At 73.7% G+C, this 20988-nt stretch carries 18 protein-coding genes; 10 read left to right on the forward strand and 8 right to left on the reverse strand.

The window, feature by feature from the left end; all coding sequences use genetic code 11:
- Positions 1 to 115: 115 nt before the first annotated feature.
- The 3 genes from RZ84_RS24865 to mce form a co-directional block, all read right to left on the reverse strand.
- A complete protein-coding gene (locus RZ84_RS24865; protein WP_043266154.1) occupies positions 116 to 1054 on the reverse strand; it encodes a coiled-coil domain-containing protein in 939 nt (312 codons plus the stop codon).
- Between the two features lie 114 nt (positions 1055 to 1168).
- Positions 1169 to 5584 carry a polarized growth protein Scy gene (gene scy / locus RZ84_RS24870; RefSeq protein WP_043266155.1) on the reverse strand — a complete coding sequence of 1472 codons (4416 nt, stop codon included), beginning with the start codon at positions 5582 to 5584 and terminating at the stop codon, positions 1169 to 1171.
- A 209-nt stretch (positions 5585 to 5793) separates the two neighbouring features.
- Positions 5794 to 6234, reverse strand: coding sequence for a methylmalonyl-CoA epimerase (gene mce, locus RZ84_RS24875; protein WP_043266156.1), 441 nt, complete (start codon positions 6232 to 6234; stop codon positions 5794 to 5796).
- Between the two features lie 164 nt (positions 6235 to 6398).
- On the opposite strand from mce, the gene RZ84_RS24880 reads away from it, so the two are divergent.
- Both RZ84_RS24880 and meaB read left to right on the forward strand, forming a co-directional pair.
- Positions 6399 to 7574, forward strand: a complete 1176-nt coding sequence (locus RZ84_RS24880) for an acetyl-CoA C-acetyltransferase (RefSeq protein WP_043270764.1) — start codon at positions 6399 to 6401, stop codon at positions 7572 to 7574.
- Between the two features lie 145 nt (positions 7575 to 7719).
- On the forward strand, positions 7720 to 8679 hold the full coding sequence (gene meaB / locus RZ84_RS24885) for a methylmalonyl Co-A mutase-associated GTPase MeaB (RefSeq protein WP_043266157.1): 960 nt from the start codon (positions 7720 to 7722) through the stop codon (positions 8677 to 8679).
- 88 nt (positions 8680 to 8767) lie between these two features.
- Here the strand turns inward: meaB and RZ84_RS24890 are convergent, their stop codons facing one another.
- Entirely contained in the window at positions 8768 to 9244 is a 477-nt protein-coding gene (locus RZ84_RS24890; RefSeq protein WP_043266158.1) for a MarR family winged helix-turn-helix transcriptional regulator, read from the reverse strand.
- Positions 9245 to 9365: 121 nt separating this feature from the next.
- Positions 9366 to 10073 (reverse strand): AIM24 family protein, encoded by a 708-nt coding sequence (locus RZ84_RS24895; protein WP_241778092.1) that lies wholly within the window; start codon positions 10071 to 10073, stop codon positions 9366 to 9368.
- A gap of 247 nt (positions 10074 to 10320) precedes the next feature.
- Here RZ84_RS24895 and RZ84_RS24900 point away from each other — a divergent pair, with 247 nt between their 5' ends.
- Positions 10321 to 10671: a DUF3817 domain-containing protein gene (locus RZ84_RS24900; RefSeq protein WP_043266160.1), complete on the forward strand. Its 351-nt coding sequence runs from the start codon at positions 10321 to 10323 to the stop codon at positions 10669 to 10671.
- Positions 10668 to 10973 (forward strand): MTH1187 family thiamine-binding protein, encoded by a 306-nt coding sequence (locus RZ84_RS24905; RefSeq protein ID WP_043266161.1) that lies wholly within the window; start codon positions 10668 to 10670, stop codon positions 10971 to 10973. Before RZ84_RS24900 ends, RZ84_RS24905 begins: the two co-directional genes overlap by 4 nt.
- 537 nt (positions 10974 to 11510) lie before the next feature.
- On the opposite strand, the gene RZ84_RS24910 is transcribed toward RZ84_RS24905, so the two are convergent.
- Positions 11511 to 12497 (reverse strand): ArsR/SmtB family transcription factor, encoded by a 987-nt coding sequence (locus RZ84_RS24910; protein ID WP_043266162.1) that lies wholly within the window; start codon positions 12495 to 12497, stop codon positions 11511 to 11513.
- 79 nt (positions 12498 to 12576) lie between these two features.
- Here RZ84_RS24910 and RZ84_RS24915 point away from each other — a divergent pair, with 79 nt between their 5' ends.
- The 4 genes from RZ84_RS24915 to RZ84_RS24930 all read left to right on the forward strand — a co-directional run bounded on the left by RZ84_RS24915 (position 12577) and on the right by RZ84_RS24930 (position 17021).
- Positions 12577 to 13965, forward strand: a complete 1389-nt coding sequence (locus tag RZ84_RS24915; RefSeq protein ID WP_043266163.1) for an MFS transporter — start codon at positions 12577 to 12579, stop codon at positions 13963 to 13965.
- A 56-nt stretch (positions 13966 to 14021) separates the two neighbouring features.
- The gene (locus RZ84_RS24920; RefSeq protein ID WP_043266164.1) at positions 14022 to 14531 is read left to right on the forward strand and encodes a MarR family winged helix-turn-helix transcriptional regulator; all 510 of its coding nucleotides are present in this window, start codon (positions 14022 to 14024) and stop codon (positions 14529 to 14531) included.
- A 134-nt stretch (positions 14532 to 14665) separates the two neighbouring features.
- The gene (locus RZ84_RS24925) at positions 14666 to 14998 is read left to right on the forward strand and encodes a DUF3817 domain-containing protein (RefSeq protein WP_043266165.1); all 333 of its coding nucleotides are present in this window, start codon (positions 14666 to 14668) and stop codon (positions 14996 to 14998) included.
- A gap of 322 nt (positions 14999 to 15320) precedes the next feature.
- Positions 15321 to 17021 (forward strand): acyl-CoA mutase large subunit family protein, encoded by a 1701-nt coding sequence (locus RZ84_RS24930; RefSeq protein ID WP_043266166.1) that lies wholly within the window; start codon positions 15321 to 15323, stop codon positions 17019 to 17021.
- Between the two features lie 146 nt (positions 17022 to 17167).
- On the opposite strand, the gene RZ84_RS24935 is transcribed toward RZ84_RS24930, so the two are convergent.
- Together RZ84_RS24935 and RZ84_RS24940 are read right to left on the reverse strand one after the other, a co-directional pair.
- Entirely contained in the window at positions 17168 to 18565 is a 1398-nt protein-coding gene (locus RZ84_RS24935) for a sensor histidine kinase (protein ID WP_043266167.1), read from the reverse strand.
- Positions 18562 to 19317, reverse strand: coding sequence for a response regulator transcription factor (locus RZ84_RS24940; protein ID WP_241777848.1), 756 nt, complete (start codon positions 19315 to 19317; stop codon positions 18562 to 18564). Before RZ84_RS24940 ends, RZ84_RS24935 begins: the two co-directional genes overlap by 4 nt.
- Positions 19318 to 19380: 63 nt before the next feature.
- On the opposite strand from RZ84_RS24940, the gene RZ84_RS24945 reads away from it, so the two are divergent.
- Both RZ84_RS24945 and RZ84_RS41700 read left to right on the forward strand, forming a co-directional pair.
- Positions 19381 to 20589: a UDP-N-acetylglucosamine--N-acetylmuramyl-(pentapeptide) pyrophosphoryl-undecaprenol N-acetylglucosamine transferase gene (locus RZ84_RS24945; protein ID WP_241777849.1), complete on the forward strand. Its 1209-nt coding sequence runs from the start codon at positions 19381 to 19383 to the stop codon at positions 20587 to 20589.
- Positions 20586 to 20988 (forward strand): NAD-dependent epimerase/dehydratase family protein (locus RZ84_RS41700; protein ID WP_241777850.1); only part of this gene is annotated, 403 nt, incomplete at its 3' end. The genes RZ84_RS24945 and RZ84_RS41700, both read left to right, overlap by 4 nt.

A 20988-nucleotide genomic window follows, 5' to 3' on the forward strand; every position in this document is an offset into this window, starting at 1 on the left:
CCGATGGCCCCGCCACCGGGGCGCGCCGCCCGGTGGACCGGTCACGACCACGCCCCCGTACCGCCACGGAGGCGGTACGGGGGCGCCGTTCGGCGAAGCGGCAAACCGCCGTGGGTCAGCGCGTCTGCTGGGCGGGCACGCCGCGGGTGATGGACTCCTCGTCGCCCGGCGCACCGGCCGCGGCCACCGCGGCACCGGTCAGCGTCGCCAGCATCTCGCGGACGTTGGTCAGCTGCGCGTTGATCGAGTCGCGGCGGTTGGTGAGCGCCGCCAGCTCGCGCTCCGATTCGCTGCGGATCCGGTCGGCCTTGGCGTTGGCGTCCGCCACGATGTCCTCGGCCTGGCGCTGCGCGGTCTCCACGGTCTGCCGGGCCCGGCGCTCGGCGTCCGTCCGCAGCTTCTCGGCCTCCAGGCGCAGCTGCTCGGCGCGGTGCTCGATCTCCGCCAGCCGCTTCTCGGCCTTGGCCTGACGCGAGGCCAGATCGCGCTCCGACTGCTCCCGGCGCTTGGCCAGGTTGGTCTCGAAGTCCGCGGCGGCCTGGGCGGCCTTGGCACGGGTCTCCTCGAAGAGGGAGTCCGCCTCCTCCCGCTTGGACTGGGCGTCCTTCTGCGCCTCGGCGCGCAGGGTGGCCGCCTCGCCCTTGGCCTTCTCGACGATCCTGGCGCCCTCGTCCTCGGCCTTCGCCTTGCGCTCGGCGGCGAACTGCTCGGCGTCGTTGCGGACCTGCTGGGCGGCCGACTCGGCCAGCTCGCGATGCTGCTCGGCAGCCCGACGAGCCTCCTCGCGCAGGTCCTTGGCCTCCTCCTCGGCGAGACGGAGGATCTTCTCGACGCGCGCGCCGAGGCCCGCGTAGGACGGCTCGGCGTCATTGACCTGAGCCTGGGCGTTCTGCGTTTCGAGGTGCAGCTCCTCGATGCGCTTCTCCAGCGAGGTGATACGGGCCAGCGCGCTGTCGCGGTCCGCGACGAGCTTCGTAATGCGGTCATCCACCTGACCGCGGTCGTACCCACGCCGCACGAGCTCGAAGCCGAAGGGGGAGGAAGTGTCGCTCATGGGGTTCCTGTCGAAAGAGACCGGTGAGGTGATAAGGAGAATCCTAGGGGTCTTAACGGCGTGTCATCGAGTCATTGCGCGTTTGAAGTGGAGAATGACCCCTCATTTGAGTGGCTACCCCTCAGACTGCTTGCCACTCGAACGAGTTGCGCCCGCTCCCGCAGCAGCTTTCACACCCCCACCCTTGCCGTCCGCGCCCCCCGCGGGGGTCTCGAACGACTCCAGCGCCTCCAGAACGTCCTGAACCCGGGAGATTTCGGCGTTGATGTCCTCGCGGCGGCGCACCAGGACCTCCAGCTCGTGCTTGCCCTCCGCCACGATCCGGGCGGCCTCCTGCTCGGCCTCCGCCCGCATCCGCTCCGCGTCGCGCACCGCCTCGGCCTTCTTGTTCTCGGCTTCCTTGATGAGGCCCTCGGCCTTCTTGACGGCCTGGATCCGGACCTTGCTCGCCTCGCTGTTCGCGTCGGACATCAGCCGGTCGGCCTTCTCCTCGGCCGCCACCTGCTGCGCGGTGGCCTGCGCGATGAGCTTGTCGACCCGCTCGCCGGCGTTCTTCATCGTCTCCGCCGACTCCCGGCGGGCCCGCTCGTGCAGCTCCTCGACCTCGGACTCGATACGCACCCGCAGCTCCTCGGCGCGCTCCCTTATGGCGGTGGCGTCCCCGCGCGCCTCGCTCAGCAGCGTGTCGGCGTCCGTACGGGCCTTCTCCACCCGCGCGTTGCCGTCGTTCGTCGCCTCCCGGACGATCCGCTCGGCCTCCTTGCGGGCCGCCCCGACCATCGTGTCGGCCTGCTCCTCGGCGCCGGTGGCCGTCTTCAGCGCCTCCTCCCGGGCCTTGACGATGAGCTGGTCGGCCTGCTCGGCGGCGTCGCCGCGGCGCTTGGCCGCGTCCTTGCGGGCCTCGTCCAGCAGCCCGTCGGCCTCCTTCTGCGCCTCGGCCCTGGTGCGCTCGGCAGCCGCCTCGGCGTCCTCCCGGACCTTCGCGGACTCGCTGCGGGTGCGGGTGGCGTGCTCCTGCGCGGCGGTGACCGTCTCGGCCGCCTCGGCGCGCAGCCGGTCCGCCTCCGCGGTGGCCGTGGCGATCATCCGGTCCGCCTGCTCGCGGGCGTCCGCCCGGGCGCGGTCCGCCTCCCGCTCGGCCTCCGCGGTCCGCTCCGCCGCCTCCGAACGCAGCCGCTCGGCCTCGCCGGCGGCCTCCGCCACCAGCTCGTCGGCCTGCGTCGCGGCGTCCGCACGCGTCTTGTTGGCCGCCTTGCGCGCCTCGTCGCCGGTGCGCTCCGCGTCCGTACGGGCGCTCTCCAGCGCCTCGGCGGCCTCGGCGCGCAGCCGCTCGGCCTCCTCGGTGGCCTCCGCGACCATCGCCTGGGCCTGCTGCTCGCCCTCCGCGCGCAGCAGGTCGGCGACCTCCTGGCCCTCCCGGACCGCGCGGTCCGCGTCGTCCTGTGCCGAAGATGTCAGCTCGGTGGCCTCGGTGACGATCCGTTCGGCCTCCGTACGGGCCTCGGCGATCAGCCGGTCGGACTGCTCGGCGGCCTCCGACCGCATCCGGTTCGCGTCGTCCCGCGCCTCGGCCCGGGTCCGCGCCGCGTCCTGCTCCGCCGACGCCAGCGCGTCCGACGCGTCGGTACGCAGCTGCTGCGCCTTCGCGGTGGCGTCCGCGACCAGCTTGTCGGCCTGTGCGGTGGCCTCGGTGACGAGTTGGTCGGCCTGTTCGGCGGCTTCGGTGCGGGTGGTGTTGGCGTCGCGGCGGGCCTCGTCCAGGACGTCCGCGGCCTCGGTCCGCAGCTCCTCGGCCCGCGCGGTGGCGTCCGCGACCTGCTTTTCCGCCTCGGCGGTGGCTTCTGTGACGAGTTGGTCGGCCTGTTCGGCGGCTTCGGTGCGGGTGGTGTTGGCGTCGCGGCGGGCCTCGTCCAGGACGTCCGCGGCCTCCGTCCGCAGCCGCTCGGCCTCCTCGATGGCCTCCGAAACCGTCCGCTCCGCAAGGGACTTGGCGGCCTCCGTCGACTCCTGCGCCTCCCGCCGCACCCGCGCCGCGTCCTCCGACGCGCGCTCGCGCTCGGCGTAGGCGTCCGCGCGGACCCGGTCGGCCTCCTCCTGTGCCTCGGTCCGGGTCCGCTCGGCGGCGTGCTCGGCCGCCGAACGCAGCCCGGCGATCTCCTCGTTGGCCTGGTCGTGCAGCCCCGCGACCGCGTCGCGCACCTGCTGCGCGGTCTGCTCGGCCGCGGCCACCAGTTCGCCGGCCCGCCGGTCCGCCTCCTCGACCAGCCGCTCGGCCTCCGTCTGCGCCTCGCTCACCCGCGTACGGGCCGACGCCAGCAGCTCCTCGCTCTGCTCCCGCGCCGCGGTGCGCTCCTGGTGGGCCTCCTCGCGGGCCTCGCCCAGCAGCTGCTCGGCCTCCCGGCGGCGCCGCGCGGCCTCCTCCTGGGCCTCGGCGAGCGCCTGCGCCGCCTCCGTGCCGGTGCGCTCCGCGGCAGCCGCCGCCTCCGCGCGCACCCGGTCCGCGGTCTCCTGCGCCTCCGCCTTGAGCCGCTCCGCCTCGGTGGACGCCTCGCCGCGCAGCCGTACGGACACCGCCTCGGCCTCGGAACGCGCCGCCGAGGCGTCCTCGGCGGCCTCCGCGCGCAGCCGCTCGGCCTCCTCCTCGGCCTGCTGCGCCAGCGACCGCCGGCGCTCCGCGGCCTCCGCCTTGAGCCGGGCCGCCTCCTCCTGCGTCTCCCGGCGCAGCTGCTCGGCCTCCGCGCGGGCCTCGCGCAGCGCCTCCTCGGCGGCGGCGACCTGCTCCTCCGCCTCGCCGCGCAGCCGGTCCAGTTCGGCCTGCGCCTCGGCCCGCCGCTCCTCGGTGGCCTCCTCGGCCTCCGCGCGCAGCGCCGCGGCGCTCTTCTCGGCCTCGGACGTCAGCTCCTCGGCGGCCTGGGTGCCCTCCAGCAGCAGCTGTTCGGCCTCCGCACGGGCCCGCTCCAGCGCTTCCTCGGCCTGCTTGCGCAGCCCCGAGGCCCGCTCGATGGCCTCGGTCCGCACCCGCTCGCTCTCCGCGACCGCGCCCGAACGGGTCTCCTCGGCATCGGACTTGGCCTTGGCCAGCAGCTCCTCGGCGGTCCCGGCCGCCTCCTCGATCTGCTGGACGGCCTCCCGGCGCGCCTCACTGCGGATCCGCTCGCCCTCGGCGACCGCGTCCGCCCGCAGCTGCTCCGCCTCGCCGCGCAGCCGCCGTGCCTCCTCCTGGAGTTCGACGGTCTTGGCGCGGTACTCCTTGGTGTCGTCCTTCGCCGCGCCCTTGAGCTGCGCCGCGGTGTCGTGCGCCTCCTCGCGCAGCCGGTCCGCCTCGGACTCGGCCTCCCTGCGCAGCCGTTCGGCCTCCTCGGCGGCGGCCTTCGTGGTGGCCTTGGCGTCCTCCGACGCCTTGGTCAGCACCTCCTCGGCGGTCCGCGCCGCCTTCGCCAGCTGCGCCGCGGAGTCCTCCGCCACCTTGGAGCGGGCGGACTCCTGCGCCTCCGCGAGCAGCCGCTCGGACTCCGTCCGCGCGTCCTCCCGCAGTTGCTCGGCCTCCGCCTTGAGCGCCTCGGCCTCCTTGGTGGCCTCCGCCACCAGCCGGGCGACCTCCGCCTTGGCCGTACGGGTGCGCTGCTCGTTCTCCGACTCGGAGGCCGACAGCCGCTTGGCGGCGGACTGCTGCGCCTCCTCGACCAGCTTCTCCGCCTCGGCGCGCGCCTCGCGCAGCGCGGTGTCCGCCTCCTTGACCTTGGCCTCGGCGGTACGGGTCAGCTCCGCGGCCTGCCGGCGGGCCTCCTCGGACTCGCTGCCGGCCGCGGTACGCAGCTGCTCGGCCTGGTCGGTGGCCTCCTGGGCCTGACTGGAGGCGGCGTTCAGCAGCCGCTCGGCGTCCGTGCGCGCCCGGCGCAGGATGGATTCGGCTTCGGCCCGCGCCTCCTCGGCCTCGGTGCCCAGCCGCTCGCGGGCCCGCTCGGCCAGCCGCTGCGCCTCGGCGCGCGCGGACGCCAGCGCCTGCTCGGCCTCCGCCCGGGACTCCTCCATCAGCCGGCGGGCCTGCGACTCCGTGCGGGCGCGCAGTTGCTCGGCCCAGGCCACGTTCTCGTTGACGTGCGATTCGACGGTCTGGCGGCGCTCATTGAGCTCCTCGTCCAGCCGCTGCCGGCGGCTGACCGCCTCGGCGTGCAGCTCGGCCTCCAGCCGCGCCTGCCGCTCGGCCTGCTCCTGGAGCAGCCGCTGGGTCTGCGCCCGTGCCTCGCGCAGCTCCCGCTCGGCGTCCGAACGCAGCTGGTCGGCCTGGATCTGCGCGTTGCGCAGCAGCTGTTCGGCCTGGTGGCTGAGGTTGTCGTAAGCAGGGCGGGTCGCGAGATTGCGGCGCGCCTCATGGAGCTTGGCCCGCAGCACCTCGACCTGGTAGCCGAGGTCGTCGGCGTGCTGGACGGCCTTGTCCCGCTCGGTCTTCAGCCGCTCCATCTCGGCTTCGAACTGCGAGAGGTGGTCGGCCTCAGCCCACTTACGCTCCTGGCGTTCGTTGCCCCGCACTGCGCGGTCCCATCCGTCCCCTGGTCATGGTGGCGGCCGGCCCCGGTCCTTGCGATGCGCGTCCCGTACACGTCACGTCGTACCCGACTCGCACCCGTCGGAGCTGACCCTTCCGAAGAAATGGTGTCAGATCATCGGCAGAGTATGGACCGAGCCCCATTCCCGTACCCCGGCCGAAGCTGCACTCTACCGGCCGGGGAAGGCGAAGGTCAGTGGTCAGTCGCGGCGGGCGGCGCCGCGGTGACGAGTTCGGTGAGCACGCCGTGGCAGTCCTTGGGGTGCAGGAAGGTGATCCGCGAGCCCATCGAACCGGTCCTGGGCTCGTCGTAGAGGACCCGGACGCCCTTGCTCCGGATGTCCTCGGAGTCCCCGTCGACATCGGCCGTGCCGAAGGCGATGTGGTGCACGCCCTCGCCGTTCTTGGCCAGCCACTTGCCGACCGCGGAGTCCTCGCTGGTGGGTTCCAGGAGCTGGAGGTAGGACGCCCCGCCGTCCGACGTCCCGTTGATTTTGAGCATGGCCTCCCGCACGCCCTGCTCCTCGTTGACCTCGGAGTGGAACACCTCGAAGCCATACGTGGCACGGTAGAACTCGACGGTCTTGTCGAGGTCGAAACAGGCGATCCCGATGTGGTCGATTCGCGTCAGCATGGCTCCAGTGCACCGCCCGCACGGCTGGTTACGCAACGTGCGCGCGATCACACCTGCTTGCCGGTGACCCGGCGGCTACCCCTCAGTACATTGACGGGAACCCTCGTTAACTTCCCTCCGAAGGAAGGCCGCACCGTATGTCTGCAAACAACGGCACCACCTCAGTGATCGTGGCCGGAGCGCGCACCCCCATGGGACGGCTCCTGGGGTCCCTGCGGACCTTCTCCGGAGCCGACCTCGGCGGCGTGGCCATCAAGGCGGCGCTGGACCGGGCCGGCATCGGCGGCGACCAGGTGCAGTACGTGATCATGGGCCAGGTGCTCCAGGCCGGGGCGGGGCAGATCCCGGCGCGCCAGGCCGCGGTCAAGGCCGGCATCCCGATGAACGTCCCAGCGCTGACCGTCAACAAGGTCTGTCTCTCCGGCCTCGACGCCATCGCGCTGGCCGACCAGCTCATCCGCGCCGGCGAGTTCGACGTCGTCGTCGCCGGCGGCCAGGAGTCCATGACCAACGCCCCGCACCTGCTGCCGAAGTCCCGCGAGGGCTTCAAGTACGGCGCGGTGGAGATGCTCGACGCGATGGCCCACGACGGCCTCACGGACGCCTTCGAGAACATCGCGATGGGCGAGTCGACCGAGAAGCACAACACCCGCCTCGGCATCGGCCGCACCGAGCAGGACGAGATCGCCGCGGCCTCCCACCAGCGGGCCGCAGCCGCGCAGAAGAACGGCCTGTTCGAGGCCGAGATCACCCCGGTGGAGATCCCGCAGCGCAAGGGCGACCCGGTCATCTTCAGCAAGGACGAGGGCATCCGCGGCGAGACCACGGCGGAGTCGCTCGGCAAGCTGCGGCCGGCCTTCGCCAAGGACGGCACGATCACCGCGGGCACCTCCTCGCAGATCTCCGACGGCGCAGCCGCGGTGGTCGTCATGAGCAAGGCCAGGGCCGAGGCGCTGGGCCTGGAGTGGATCGCCGAGATCGGCGCGCACGGCAATGTCGCCGGCCCCGACAACTCCCTCCAGTCGCAGCCGTCCAATGCGATCAACCACGCCCTCGGCAAGGAGGGCCTGACCGTCGAAGATCTTGACCTGATCGAGATCAACGAGGCGTTCGCGGCGGTCGCCGTGCAGTCAATGAAGGATCTGGGGGTTTCCCCGGAAAAGGTGAATGTCAACGGTGGTGCGATCGCGCTCGGGCACCCGATCGGCATGTCCGGCGCCCGTATCGTGCTGCACCTCGCGCTGGAGCTGCGGCGGCGCGGCGGCGGGGTGGGCGCGGCGGCGCTGTGCGGCGGCGGCGGCCAGGGCGATGCGCTGATCATCCGGGTGCCGGGCAAGTAGGCGGTCCGCGCGCAGCGGGTACGGGAAGGAGTGCTCGTGTACCGGGTACGGGAGCCGGCCTTCGCGTACCGGCGTACCGGGTGAGGAAGCGAGCGCGTACGGGCGGGCCGGACGCGGACGAGTGAGCCGAAGGAGCCGAGCGGCGATGGTGGACGTCCCCCAGCTGGTGGAAGCGGCCCGGCAGGGCCGGCCGAGGGCGGTGGCCCGGCTGATCTCCCTCGTCGAGGGGGCGGCGCCGGAGCTGCGCGAGGTGATGGCGGCGCTGGCGCCGCTGACCGGTGGCGCGTACGTGGTCGGGCTGACCGGCTCGCCCGGCGTCGGGAAGTCCACCACCACGTCAGCGCTGGTGACCGCGTACCGCAAGGCGGGAAAACGGGTCGGCGTGCTCGCCGTCGACCCGTCGTCGCCGTTCTCCGGGGGCGCGCTGCTCGGCGACCGGGTGCGGATGAGCGAGCACGCCTCGGACCCCGGCGTCTACATCCGCTCGATGGCCACCCGCGGCCATCTGGGCGGGCTGGCGTGGGCGGCGCCGCAGGCGATCCGGGTGCTGGACGCGGCCGGCTGCGACGTGGTGCTGGTCGAGACGGTCGGTGTCGGGCAGTCGGAGGTGGAGATCGCCTCGCAGGCCGACACCAGTGTGGTGCTGCTGGCGCCCGGGATGGGCGACGGGATCCAGGCCGCGAAGGCGGGCATCCTGGAGATCGGCGACGTCTACGTGGTCAACAAGGCCGACCGGGACGGCGCGGACGCCACCGCGCGGGAGCTCAACCACATGCTGGGGCTGGGCGAGGCGCGGGCGCCCGGCGACTGGCGGCCCCCGATCGTGAAGACGGTGGCGGCGCGCGGGGAGGGCGTCGACGAGGTCGTCGAGGCGCTGGAGAAGCACCGGGCCTGGATGGAGGAGCACGGCGTCCTCGCGCAGCGGCGGCTGTCGCGGGCGGCCCGCGAGGTCGAGACGATCGCGGTCACCGCGCTGCGGTCGCGGATCGGGGACCTGTCGGGCGACCGCCACGTGGACGCGCTGGCCGAGCGCATCGTGGCCGGCGAGACGGACCCGTACCGGGCGGCGGACGAGCTGGTGGCGGGCCTGACGTCGGGGGAGTGACCTGGGACCCGGCGGCCCGCTGCGCGGTGCGGTCGCGGCCCGGTGGGGCCGGCGCTTCCCGGGCGCCGCCCCACCGGACCCACCCGCGCTACAGCGCGCCGCGCCGCTCGCGGAGGTGTTCGGCGACGGGGGTCAGGGAGACGCGGAGGGCTTCGAGGTCTTCGGGGGCGAAGAGGTCGATGAAGTGCCTGCGGACCGAGGTGACATGGTGCGGGGCGACCCGGCGCATGGTGTCCCAGCCCTCGTCCGTGAGGACGGCGTAGAGGCCGCGGCGGTCCGACTCGCAGCTCTCGCGGCGCACCAGGCCGGCGTTCTCCATGCGCGTGATCTGGTGCGAGAGGCGGCTCTTGGACTGCAGGGTGCTGGCGGCCAGGTCGCTCATCCGCAGCCGGCGGTCCTCGGCCTCGGAGAGGTTGACCAGGATCTCGTAGTCGTTGTTGGTCAGGCCGAACGGCTGCAGATCGCGCTCCAGTTGGTGCATCAGCAGCCTGCTGACGTCCAGATGGGTGCGCCAGGCACGCTGCTCCTGGTCGGTCAGCCAGGGGGTGTCGCTGTCGGTCGTCATGGATGAATTCTACCCGTGAAAGTTGAATAATGAATTAATCATGGCTGTGGTGTGACAGACATCGGCCGGCCGGGACCGGGTGTTGGTCAGACGTTCGAGGTCACCGTCCGCAGACTACCGTTCACAGCCCGAAGCGGCGCTGGAGCCCCCCGATGTCGCCGGGAAGCTGCGGCAGTTGTGAGCCACTTTGCGCAGCGTGGCCGGCGCCGCCCGGTATGCGGCCCTCCTCCGGCGTGCCGGTCGCCGGCTCCGGCAGGATCTGTTCGGCCGGCCGGAGCGGGACGATCTCGGTGCCGGTGCACTCGTACCGGTGCTCCTCGCCCGAGGTGCCGCCGGAACCGGTGCGCGCGCGTCGCCCACCCGGGAATCCCCGCAGGTACCGGTGGTCGCGGCGAGGGCAGGGGGAGGGGCGGCCGGCCCGGCCAACCAGGGCCGGGGGAGCAATGCGGAGCGGTGGCTCGGTGACGACCACGCGGCCGTCGGAGGCGGCGGCGAACTTCCCGGTGCCGGTGAGGGTGCGGAAGCCGGGGGTGATCGACTGCTTCGGCGGCGGAGATGGCTGAAAGGCGAGCACATTGCCGGCGCGAAGAGTGAGGTTGCCCTCATCCAGGTCGCGGGAGTTCACGCCGAAGGACCGCCCGGTGAGCAGCATCTTTCCGTGGCCCTCGGCGACGACCCGGTCTGCGGCGTGCGGCGGCGAAGCGAAACCGCCGCCGGCGACGAGGCGGTCCGAGCGGCCGTGTCCCACGCCGTGGAAGTCGATCTGCCCGTACTGCCCGTAGTGGGCGACCATCGCACGGCTCCTCGCCCTGACGGCATCGCCCGTCATGTCGACGGCGGGCACCGTGCTCCCCCGGAGCCGAAAGTCAGCCATTGCCCCGACGGTCTCCGCCCGGGGCCGCGGGGCAGGGCTGTCGTCCCGGACCTTCCCCTGACGTCCCCCTGACCCCTCCCTGAGTCCGGGCCCCGACCCGGGCGCGGTGATCACCGGGGCGGCTGTAACAATGGGGCGGATGCTTGTGAACTCTTGCACAAGCATCCGTGCTTGCCTCCCCCTCCGCCCGAACGAGGTTCCCGTGGACATCAAGACCGCCGCCGCCCTGCACCGACTGCGCCTGGCATCCATTCCGGAGGCGCTCTCCTTCCCGGCGCTGCTGATATTCGGCACCGGATTCAAGCTGTTCCTCCACTACGACGCGCTGGTGTTCCCGCTCGGGATGCTGCACGGCATCCTGTTCACCATCGTCGTGGTGCTGCTGCTGGACGCCTGGAACCGCACCAAGTGGCCCTGGAAGCGCGCCGCCTTCTTCCTCCTCCTGGCCATCGTGCCGTTCGGCGGCCTGTACGCGGACAAGGTGCTCAAGCGCGAGGAGGTGGCCGGCGTGATCGCCGCCCGCGCCCGTAAGGAAGGGGTCGTGAACGCATGATCGTCGCGTTCTCCGTGAGCCCGCTGGGCGTCGGTGAGGACGTCGGCGAGTACGTCGCCGACGCCGTTCGGGTCGTCCGCGAGTCCGGGCTGCCCAACCGCACGGACGCCATGTTCACCTCCGTCGAGGGCGAGTGGGACGAGGTCATGGACGTCGTCAAGCGCGCCGTCGCCGCCGTCGAGGCGCGCTCCGGGCGCGTCTCGCTGGTCCTGAAGGCCGACATCCGGCCGGGCGTGACCGACGGGCTGACCTCGAAGGTCGAGACCGTCGAACGGCATCTGGCCGGGGACCGATCCTCCTGACGTTCCGCTGCGCTTTGCCTCGCCCGACGTTGTTGGCTTTCCCGCCGTGGCGCCTGCGGCGGGCGGTGCCGCTGCGCGGGGCTGTTGGGTGCGGTGGCGGGCCTGCGGGGCAGGGTGTCCGGACTGCTTCGCTTTACGTCCGGACACCCTGCCCCTCCGGCCCGCCCCCTCCCGTTGTGAGTGGGAAACCAGGTAGCCGGTGGTCCGGGTGAGTGGGTCAGCGCAGGTGGTGAGTTGAGGGGTGGCCCACTGCCAGGAGGCGACCGTTACGGGACCACCCACGCCCAGCTCCCACCCACCGGTTTTTTCCACCCCTCCGCGGGAGGGGGCGGGCCGGAGGGGGTGGTGTGCCGGACGTAAAGCGAAGCAGTCCGGCACACCACCCCCGGAGGGCCGCCACCGCACCCGAAAGCCCCGCGCAGCGGACCCAGCCCGCCGCAGGCGCAACGGCGACAAACCCCTGCGGCGGGACGGCCGACAACGTCGGGCGCGGCAAAGCGCAGCGGACGGGCCGACAACGTGGGAAGCCAGAGAAGCCTAGGCGCAGCGGAACAGCGCGAGGCCCAGCGGCGTCCGCTCGTAGAGCACCTGGTGGCCGTGCCGGCGCGAGGTCAGCAGGCCGGCCTCGCGCAGTACGGACAGATGCGCCGAGACGGACGACGCGGCCAGCCCGAGCCGGTGCGCCAGCGCCGAGGTCGTCGCCGGCGCGTCCAGCGCGGCCAGTACCGCGGCCCGGTTGGCGCCCAGCAGCCGCGCCAGCGCCGGGTCGGCCGCCGGGCCTTGCCACAGCCCGCCGATTCCGCGCGCCGGATAGATCACGGTGGGCTGCCACGGCGGATCGAAGCCGCTCACCACATCCGGCCACACGAAGACGCTCGGCAACAGCAACACCCCGCGCCCGTCCAGGTCCTGCATCTGCGCGAGGTCCGTGCGGGTGCGGACCGTGAGCGTGCCGTCCGACCAGGACAGCCGCGGATGCAGATCGGCGAACAGCCGGCGCAGCCCGCCGTCCGCCAACTGCCGTGACCGGTAGGCGATTTCGGCGTCCAGCAGCGCCCGCAGCCGGGGCCAGTCCGGGGCCAGCAGGGCGTGCCAGGCCCGCTCGGTGGCATCCGCCAGCTCCTGGATGGCCCGCTCCGGATCGGCCAGCGCCGCCCGGCCGCGCGCCGATTCCGCGGCCCCGGGCATACAGGCCAGCGACTTGGCCATCTCGGCGCGCGCCAGCGTCGGTTCGGTGGTCCGCAGCCGGGCCAGCTCCGCCGCGAAGTCCGCCAGCGGGACGTCCGGCGGCCGGCCCAGGAAATCGGGGGTGTACCCGGGCCGCCGGGACGGCATGAACAGCCAGACCGGCGACAGGTCCAGCCCGGCCACCCGCTCCCGCATCCGCCGCAGCCACGGCAGGTGATAACCGTGCCGGTCGGCCCGCCGCAGGGTCCGCAGCGCCTCATGGGTCTCGCACAGCGGCGAGATCGCGAACCGGATGCGCAGCAGGTCGTCCGCCCCGAAATGCAGGTCCAGCGGCACGGCCGGGCCCTCCCCTCCCCAGGATTCGGCTGGAGCCGAAACACTACGGCGCGCCCGCCGGCCCCGGCACGCTGACGCCATGCCGTCCCCCTCCGGGCCCGCACAGCCGGGCCCCGCTCCCGCCTGCCCGTCGGCGGCCCCCGACCGGGACGCGGCCCGCAGCGGCCCGGCCCGCCGGGGCTACCGCGCGGTCTTCGCCGTCCCGGAGTTCCGCTGCGTCTTCGCCGCGCACCTGCTGTCCTCCCTGGGCGTGGTCGTCTGCGAGATCGCGCTCTCCGTCCTGGTCTTCCGGCTCACCGGCTCACCGCTGCTCAGCGCCCTGACCTTCGCACTGGGACTGCTGCCGTACGTCCTCGGCGGCACCCTGCTGTCGGCGGTCGCCGACCGCTGTCCGGCCCGGCGGGTGCTGGTCCTGTGCGACGCGCTGTGCGCGCTGGCGGCGGCGGCCATGGTGCTGCCCGGCGTCCCGGTGGCGGTGCTGCTCGCACTGCGCTGGGTGATCGCGGCCATCGCGCCGGTCTTCGCCGGGACCCGCGCCGGGACGCTCGGCGAAATCCTCGGCGAGGGCGATCCGTTCGTCCTGGGGCGCTCGCTGATCCGGATCGTCAACCAGGGCGCCCAGCTGGCCGGTTTCGCCGCCGGCGGGCTGCTGCTGACCGCCGTCCCCCCGGGCGCGGTGCTCGGCATCACCGCCGGCACCTTCACCTGCTCCGCCCTGCTGCTGCGGCTCGGTACCGCCGCCCGCCCGGCGCGGGGGGCGCGTCGGCGCGGAGCGCCGTCTTCCGGGGGTGGAGGTCGGGTGACGGGAGGGCGGGCCCGCGGCGCGCTGCTGGGCGCCTCGCTGGCGGGCACCCGGCGGCTGCTCGCCGACCGCCGGACGCGGGCGCTGCTGCTGCTCGGCTGGGTGCCGCCGGCGGTCGTGGTCGTCCCCGAGGCGCTGCTCGTGCCGTACGGGGACCTGCTGGGCGCCGGGTCGGCCGGAGCGGGGCTGCTGATGTGCAGCATGCCCATCGGGGCGGTGGCCGCCGAAACCCTGGCCGGGGCCTTCCTCGGGCCGCGGGCGCGCGCCCGACTGACCTTCCCCATGGGCGTGTTCGCGGTGCTGCCCTCGCTGGGGTTCGCGGCCCGGCCGTCGCTCGGCTGGGCCGTGCTCCTGCTGGTGCTGACCGGGACCTCCATCTCGTACAACTTCGGCGTCGACCGGTGGTTCGCCGCCGCGGTCCCCGACGCGTTGCTGGGGCAGGCGATGACGGTGATGCAGGCGGGCCGGATGACGGTCATGGGGCTGGCGATGGGGCTGGCCGGGGTGGCCGCCGACCACGCCCCGCTCCCGGTGGTCATGCCGGCGGCCGGGGTGGTGGGCGGGGTGTGCGTCCTGGCGGTGATCGCCGAGGTGCGGCGTACGCGAGGGCGGCCCGGGGCCGTGGCGGCCGGGGCCCACCCCATGAGGCCGGGGCCCAGTCCGTGAGACCGGAGACTGAGACAGGGCTGCCCAGCATGTGACCGCCGGGTAGGGTCGGAGACGTGCCGAAGCCGCTCAGCCTTGCTTTCGACCCCATCGCGCGCGCCGACGAACTGTGGCGGCAGCGCTGGGGCTCCGTCCCCTCGATGGCCGCGATCACGTCCATCATGCGGGCCCAGCAGATCCTGCTCTCCGAGGTCGACGCGGTGGTCAAACCGTACGGGCTGACCTTCGCGCGCTACGAGGCGCTGGTGCTGCTGACCTTCTCCAAGGCGGGCGAGCTGCCGATGTCGAAGATCGGCGAGCGGCTGATGGTGCACCCCACCTCGGTCACCAACACCGTTGACCGGCTGGTGAAGTCCGGCCTGGTCGCCAAGCGCCCGAACCCCAACGACGGGCGGGGCACCCTGGCGTCCATCACGGACAAGGGGCGCGAGGTGTGCGACGCGGCCACCCGCGACCTGATGGCGATGGACTTCGGGCTCGGCGTGTACGACGCCGAGGAGTGCGCGGAGATCTTCGCGATGCTGCGCCCGCTGCGGGTGGCGGCGGCGGACTTCTCCGAGGAGTGAACGGGCGCGCGCCGGCGGCTTCCGACCGGTGCGCACGGGCCGTCGGTCGGCGGCCGTGACGGGTGCCGTCTGCGGCTTTTCCGACCGGGGGGGCGGCGAAGATCGCCCCGGAACGGGTCGTTACGCTCAGGGGCATGAAGCGATCCGTCCTGACCCGATACCGGGCGATGGCCTACATCACCGCTGTGATGCTGCTGGTGCTCTGCGCCTGCATGGTTTTCAAGTACGGCTTCGGGATGGGCAAGGACCTGACCCTCGTCGTCGCCCAGATCCACGGCGTGCTCTACATCGTCTACCTGATCTTCGCCTTCGACCTGGGTTCCAAGGCGCGCTGGCCGTTCGCGAAGCTGCTGTGGGTGCTGGTCTCCGGCACGATCCCCACCGCCGCGTTCTTCGTCGAGCGCAAGGTCGTCCGCGAGGTCGAGCCGCTGCTGGCGAACACCGCGCCGGAGATGGTCAAGGCCTGACGCCTCAGAGCCCGCCCCGGTCGGCGGATGCCCGGCCGTGCGGCCCACCGGCCCCGCTCGCGGAGCCGGCCCGCTCGCCGGGCCGGAGCCGGTGCGGCCGGTGACTCCGGTCCCGGCCGCCGGATCCGCCCGGGTCCGCCGGGATCCGCTGTGCGGCTGCCCCACGCGCCTCTCCCGTTCCCGGAGGGGCGCGTTTGTGCTGTTCAGGCCGGGGGCAGGGCTCGGTCCGGGGCCCGCGCGACCCCTAGGGGACCGTCCCCGATCCCGAATCCGGGGCGCCAGCCATCGACAGGTACTAGGACGTCCTAGTAAATTCGGGGGTATGAACGCTGACGCGATCGAAGAGGGCCGCCGCCGCTGGCAGGCCCGGTACGACTCCGCCCGGAAGCGCGACGCGGACTTCAGCACGCTCTCGGGCGACCCCGTCGAGCCGGTGTACGGGCCGCGGCCCGGCGATCCGGTCGAGGGGTTCGAGCGGATCGGGTGGCCGGGCGAGTACCCCTTCACGCGCGGCCTGTATGCGACCGGCTACCGCGGTCGCACCTGGACCATCCGCCAGTTCGCCGGCTTCGGCAACGCCGAGCAGACGAACGAGCGGTACAAGATGATCCTCGACGCCGGCGGCGGCGGCCTCTCCGTCGCGTTCGACATGCCGACCCTGATGGGACGGGACTCCGACGACCCGCGCTCGCTCGGCGAGGTCGGCCACTGCGGCGTGGCCATCGACTCGGCGGCCGACATGGAGATCCTGTTCCAGGACATCCCGCTGGGTGACGTCACGACGTCCATGACGATCAGCGGGCCCGCGGTGCCGGTCTTCTGCATGTATCTGGTCGCCGCCGAGCGGCAGGGCGTCGACCCCGCGGTGCTGAACGGCACGCTCCAGACGGACATCTTCAAGGAGTACATCGCGCAGAAGGAGTGGCTGTTCCAGCCGGAGCCGCATCTGCGGCTGATCGGTGATCTGATGGAGCACTGCGCGCACGGCATCCCCGCCTACAAGCCGCTGTCCGTCTCCGGTTACCACATCCGGGAGGCCGGCGCGACGGCCGCCCAGGAGCTGGCGTACACCCTGGCCGACGGCTTCGGGTACGTCGAACTGGGCCTCTCCCGCGGCCTGGACGTCGACCGGTTCGCGCCCGGCCTGTCCTTCTTCTTCGACGCCCATCTGGACTTCTTCGAGGAGATCGCCAAGTTCCGCGCCGCGCGCCGGATATGGGCCCGCTGGATGCGGGACGTCTACGGCGCCACGAGCGAGAAGGCCCAGTGGCTGCGGTTCCACACCCAGACCGCGGGCGTGTCGCTGACCGCCCAGCAGCCGTACAACAACGTCGTGCGGACCGCCGTGGAGGCCCTGGCCGCGGTGCTCGGCGGCACCAACTCGCTGCACACCAACGCCCTGGACGAGACGCTGGCGCTGCCCAGCGAGCAGGCCGCGGAGATCGCGCTCCGTACGCAGCAGGTGCTGATGGAGGAGACCGGGGTCGCCAATGTCGCCGACCCGCTGGGCGGTTCGTGGTTCGTCGAGGCGCTGACCGACCGCATCGAGGCGGACGCGGAGAAGATCTTCGCGCAGATAAAGGAGCGCGGGGCGCGCGCCGTGCCGGAGGGGCAGCACCCGATCGGGCCGATGACCTCCGGCATTCTGCGGGGCATCGAGGACGGCTGGTTCACGGGCGAGATCGCCGAGTCCGCGTTCCGGTACCAACAGGCCCTGGAGAAGGGCGACAAGAAGGTCGTCGGCGTCAACTGCCACCACGGCTCGGTCACCGGTGACCTGGAGATCCTGCGGGTCAGCCACGAGGTCGAGCGCGAGCAGGTGCGGGTGCTGGCGGAGCGCAAGGCGGCCCGGGACGACGGGCGGGTGGCGGCGGCGCTGGAGTCGATGCTGACCGCCGCGCGCGGCGGGGCGAACATGATCGAGCCGATGCTGGAGGCCGTACGGGCCGAGGCGACGCTCGGCGAGATCTGCGGGGCGCTGCGCGACGAGTGGGGGGTGTACACCGAACCGGCCGGATTCTGAGGGGAGTCCGGCGCCCCGGTCCGGCACGGCGGCCGTGCCGGACCGGGGCGGCCGTCCCTTAACCGAAGTGGCCCCGCGGGATGGCCCCGCCGTGACGGCGGTGGGCCGCCGGTGGTGCGGGCATGTCCGGCGCCGCGCCGCCCCCGTCACCCCGACGGCATCCGCAGCCGGAAGAGCGCCCCGCCGCCCGGTGCCCGCTCGGCGGTCAGCTCGGCGCCGTGCGCGCGGGCGATCTGGCGGGCCATCGCCAGGCCGAGGCCCGAGCCGGGGAGGGCGCGGGCGGCCTGGGCGCGGTAGAAGCGGTCGAAGACATGCGGCAGGTCCTCGGGCGCGATGCCGGGGCCGTGGTCGCGGACCGTCAGCTCCAACGCGCCCGGTACGGCGGTGAGTTCGGCCTCCACGGGGCCGCCGGGCGGGGAGAACTTGGCGGCGTTGTCGAGCAGGTTGGACAGCAGCCGGGTCAGTCGCGGCGGGACGCCCGGGAGGGCCGTCCCGGCCGCCGCGGGGGCGACGCGGCAGGTGAAGGTGATCTCCGGCCAGTGCTCGCGGGCCGCTGAGACCGCGTGCTCCAGGAGGGCGGCGGGGCGGACCTGTTCGACCAGGGGCCGGGGCTCCTCGTCGCGGGCGAGCTCGATGAGGTCGTTGACGAGGGTGGTGACCTCGCGCAGCTGGCGGCCGAGCGCGGCGGCGGCCCGGTCCCGCTGGGCGACCGTCAGGCGCTCGGCGCGGGCGAGCAGTTCGGCGTTGGTGCGGAGCGCGGTCAGCGGGGTGCGCAGCTCGTGGGAGGCGTCGGCGACCAGCCGGCGCCGGGCGGTGACCGACTCCTCCAGTTCGCCGAGCATGGTGTTGAAGCTGGTGGCGAGCCGGGTGATCTCGTCCTGGTGGGTGTCCGGGCCGTCCGGCAGCTCGATGCGGTGGCGGGCGTCGCGGGTGGCGGCGATGCGCTCCGCGGTGGCGGTGAGCCGGGCGACCGGGGCCAGGCCCGTACGCGAGACCCAGTAGCCCAGGGCGGCGGCCAGCAGGACGCCCGCGCCGCCGACCACGGACAGTGCCCAGGCGGCCTGGCGCACGCCGCGCTCGACGGTGTCGGAGCGGAGCGCCACCTGGAGCGCCAGGTCCCGGTGCGGGAGGTGCTGGGTGAACATCCGGACGGGATGCCCGGCGACGCTGAGGTCGGTGTAGTAGGCGGGGTGCCGCCCGGCGGCCACCTCGCGGGTGGTGGCCGTGACCGGCAGGGCGTACGGGCCGTGGGCGTCCTTGCGGGGGTCGGCGGGGACGATCTGGACGCAGGCGGCGGCCGGGTACCGGCAGGAGGCGTCGCCCGCGATCGGGCCCCAGTCGCGGGTGCGCTGGAGCTGCTGGGTGGCCGTCTGCCCCAGGCTGAGGTTGAGCTGGCGGTTCATCTGGTGGCGGGTGACGAGGAACGCGGCGGCGCAGACACCCACCGCGACCAGCGCCACCGCCGCGGACGCGGCCAGCGCCAGGCGGGTGCGCAGCGGCCGTCGTCGGACCCAGCGCCCGCCCAGCCGGCGGCGGCCGGTCATGCGCCCTCCGCCCGGTCCAGGCGGTAGCCGACCCCGTGCACGGTGTGCACCAGGCGGGGCTCGCCGCCCGCCTCCAGCTTCCGGCGCAGATAACCGACGTACACGGCCAGGGAGTTGGAGTCCGGGCCGAAGTCGCGGCCCCAGACGCGCTCCAGGATCATCTCGCGCGGCAGCACCTGGCCGGGGTGCAGCAGGAGGAGTTCCAGCAGGGCGTACTCGGTGCGGCTGAACTCCAGCGGCCGGCCGCCGCGGTGGCCGGTGCGGGTGGCGGGGTCGACGACCAGATCGGCGTAGCCGAGCCGGGTGTCGTCGGCGGCGGGGGCCGCGGCCCGGCGCAGCAGGGCCCGGATGCGGGCGATCAGCTCGTCCAGGGCGAAGGGCTTGACCAGGTAGTCGTCGGCGCCCGCGTCGAGGCCGTCGACCCGGTCGCTGACCGAGTCCCGGGCGGTCAGCACGAGGATCGGGGTGCGGTCGTCCAGGGCGCGCAGCCGGCGGCAGACCGCCAGGCCGTCCAGCACCGGCATCATCACGTCGAGGACGATGGCGTCGGGCTGCCAGGCGGCGACCTCGGAGAGCGCGGCCAGGCCGTCGGCGGCGCCGCGTACCGCGTAGCCCTCGACGGCGAGGCCGTCCGACACGGCGGCGCGGACCTCCGGTTCGTCGTCGACGACCAGGATCTTGGGGGCGGCGGACGGGGACGCGGCGTTCCCGGACGCGGTGGGCGCGGATCCGGGCGGTGGCGGAGTGGGCATGGACACAGGCTGCCAAAAACCCGTCTTAGAACCTTCTTAGGGCCGCGGGCGAGCGTGGCGGCCATGCGCACACCACTCTCGGTCGTGATCGGTGCGGGCGGCACCGGCGGCCATATCTATCCCGGACTCGCCCTCGCCGACGCGCTGCGCCGGGCCGTGCCCGACGCGGTGATCTCCTTCGTCGGCACCGAACGCGGCCTGGAGACGCGGCTCATCCCGGACGCCGGATACCGGCTGCACACCGTCGACATGATCCCCTTCGACCCGGCGCTGGGCGCCCGGCGCTTTCTGCTGCCGGCCGCGCTGCTGAAGTCCGGCGCCCAGTGCCGGGCCATCCTCAAGGAGCAGGGCGCCCAGGTCGCGGTCGGCATGGGCGGCTACCCCAGCGCCCCGGTGATCGTCGGGGCCCGGATGGCCGGGCTGCCGAGCCTGATCCACGAATCCAACGCGGTGCCGGGCCGGGCCAACCGGTTCGCCGCCCGGCTCACCCCGCATCTCGCCCTCGCCTTCGACCGCAGCCGGCCCCATCTGGCCGGTGGCGAGCGGGCGGAGACGGTGGGGATGCCGCTGGTCGGGCCGCTGGCCGGGCTGGACCGGGCGGCGCTGCGGCCGGCCGCCCGGCAGGCGCTGGGCATCCCCGAGGGCGCCCGGCTGCTGTTGGTCAACGGCGGCAGCCTGGGCGCCGCCCGGCTCACCGAGGCCGCCGTGGGCCTCGCGGCCCGCCACCGGGCGCGGGCGGATCTGCGGCTGCTGATCAAGACCGGTCCGGCGGCGCTGGAGGAGACCCGGGCGCGGCTCGCGGCGAACGGCGGGGCCGCGGTCGCCGAGGCGGTGCCGTACCTGGACCGGATGGATCTGGCGTACGCGGCGGCCGACCTGGTGGTCTGCCGGGCCGGTTCGGCGACCGTCGCGGAACTGGCCACCATCGGGATGCCCGCCGTCCTGGTCCCGTATCCGCACGCGCCCGGCGACCACCAGACGCACAACGCGCGGGTGCTCTCGGACGCCGGGGCGGCGCTGCTGCTGGCCGACGCGGAGACCTCCGCGGAGCGGCTGGACGAACTGGTCGGCCCGCTTCTCGACGACCCCGGCCGGCTCGCCGCGATGGGCGCGGCGGCCGACCCCGGCACCCATGCGCGCGCCGCCGACCTGCTGGCCGCCAAGGCCCTGGCGCTGGCCGGCCGTCCGCACCACGCGGCCCACGACGGACCCACCCACGACGGCCACACCGCCCGATACCCCCACCCCCTGAACCTCAAGGAGTCCGCATGACCACCACCACCAGCAGCACCACGACCTCCACCAACGGAGGCAGCAGCGCGCGGCCGTGGGCCGGCCGCCGGGTCCTGGTCACCGGGGCCGAGGGGTTCATCGGCTCGACGCTGGTCGATCTGCTGGTCGAGGCGGGCGCCGAGGTGCGCGCCCTCGTCCACTACAAGCCGTACGCCGAGAAGGGCAATCTGGCCCGTTACCTGGCGCCCGGCAGCCCGGTCGAGATGATCGCCGGCGACGTCCGGGACGCGGGCCGGGTGATGGACGCCGTCGCGGGCTGCGACACGGTCTTCCACCTGGCCGCGCTGATCGGCATCCCCTACAGCTACGACTCGCCCGGCGCGTATGTGCACACCAACGTGGTGGGCACCGAGAACATCGCCGAGGCGTGCCGCCCGC

Origin of the sequence: Streptomyces sp. CT34 (genome assembly GCF_000805335.1) — a bacterium.
In the GTDB taxonomy this organism is placed as follows: domain Bacteria; phylum Actinomycetota; class Actinomycetes; order Streptomycetales; family Streptomycetaceae; genus Streptomyces.

What these genes read in the sequence shown, in the direction of transcription:
- RZ84_RS24890 (WP_043266158.1), bottom strand. Translation starts at nt 9,244, where the DNA reads ATGACGACCGACAGCGACACCCCCTGGCTGACCGACCAGGAGCAGCGT.
- mce (WP_043266156.1), bottom strand. Translation starts at nt 6,234, where the DNA reads ATGCTGACGCGAATCGACCACATCGGGATCGCCTGTTTCGACCTCGAC.
- RZ84_RS24895 (WP_241778092.1), bottom strand. Translation starts at nt 10,073, where the DNA reads ATGACGGGCGATGCCGTCAGGGCGAGGAGCCGTGCGATGGTCGCCCAC.
- RZ84_RS24940 (WP_241777848.1), bottom strand. Translation starts at nt 19,317, where the DNA reads ATGCCCACTCCGCCACCGCCCGGATCCGCGCCCACCGCGTCCGGGAAC.
- RZ84_RS24935 (WP_043266167.1), bottom strand. Translation starts at nt 18,565, where the DNA reads ATGACCGGCCGCCGCCGGCTGGGCGGGCGCTGGGTCCGACGACGGCCG.
- RZ84_RS24905 (WP_043266161.1), top strand. Translation starts at nt 10,668, where the DNA reads ATGATCGTCGCGTTCTCCGTGAGCCCGCTGGGCGTCGGTGAGGACGTC.
- RZ84_RS24930 (WP_043266166.1), top strand. Translation starts at nt 15,321, where the DNA reads ATGAACGCTGACGCGATCGAAGAGGGCCGCCGCCGCTGGCAGGCCCGG.
- RZ84_RS24925 (WP_043266165.1), top strand. Translation starts at nt 14,666, where the DNA reads ATGAAGCGATCCGTCCTGACCCGATACCGGGCGATGGCCTACATCACC.
- RZ84_RS24865 (WP_043266154.1), bottom strand. Translation starts at nt 1,054, where the DNA reads ATGAGCGACACTTCCTCCCCCTTCGGCTTCGAGCTCGTGCGGCGTGGG.
- RZ84_RS24945 (WP_241777849.1), top strand. Translation starts at nt 19,381, where the DNA reads ATGCGCACACCACTCTCGGTCGTGATCGGTGCGGGCGGCACCGGCGGC.
- meaB (WP_043266157.1), top strand. Translation starts at nt 7,720, where the DNA reads ATGGTGGACGTCCCCCAGCTGGTGGAAGCGGCCCGGCAGGGCCGGCCG.
- RZ84_RS24915 (WP_043266163.1), top strand. Translation starts at nt 12,577, where the DNA reads ATGCCGTCCCCCTCCGGGCCCGCACAGCCGGGCCCCGCTCCCGCCTGC.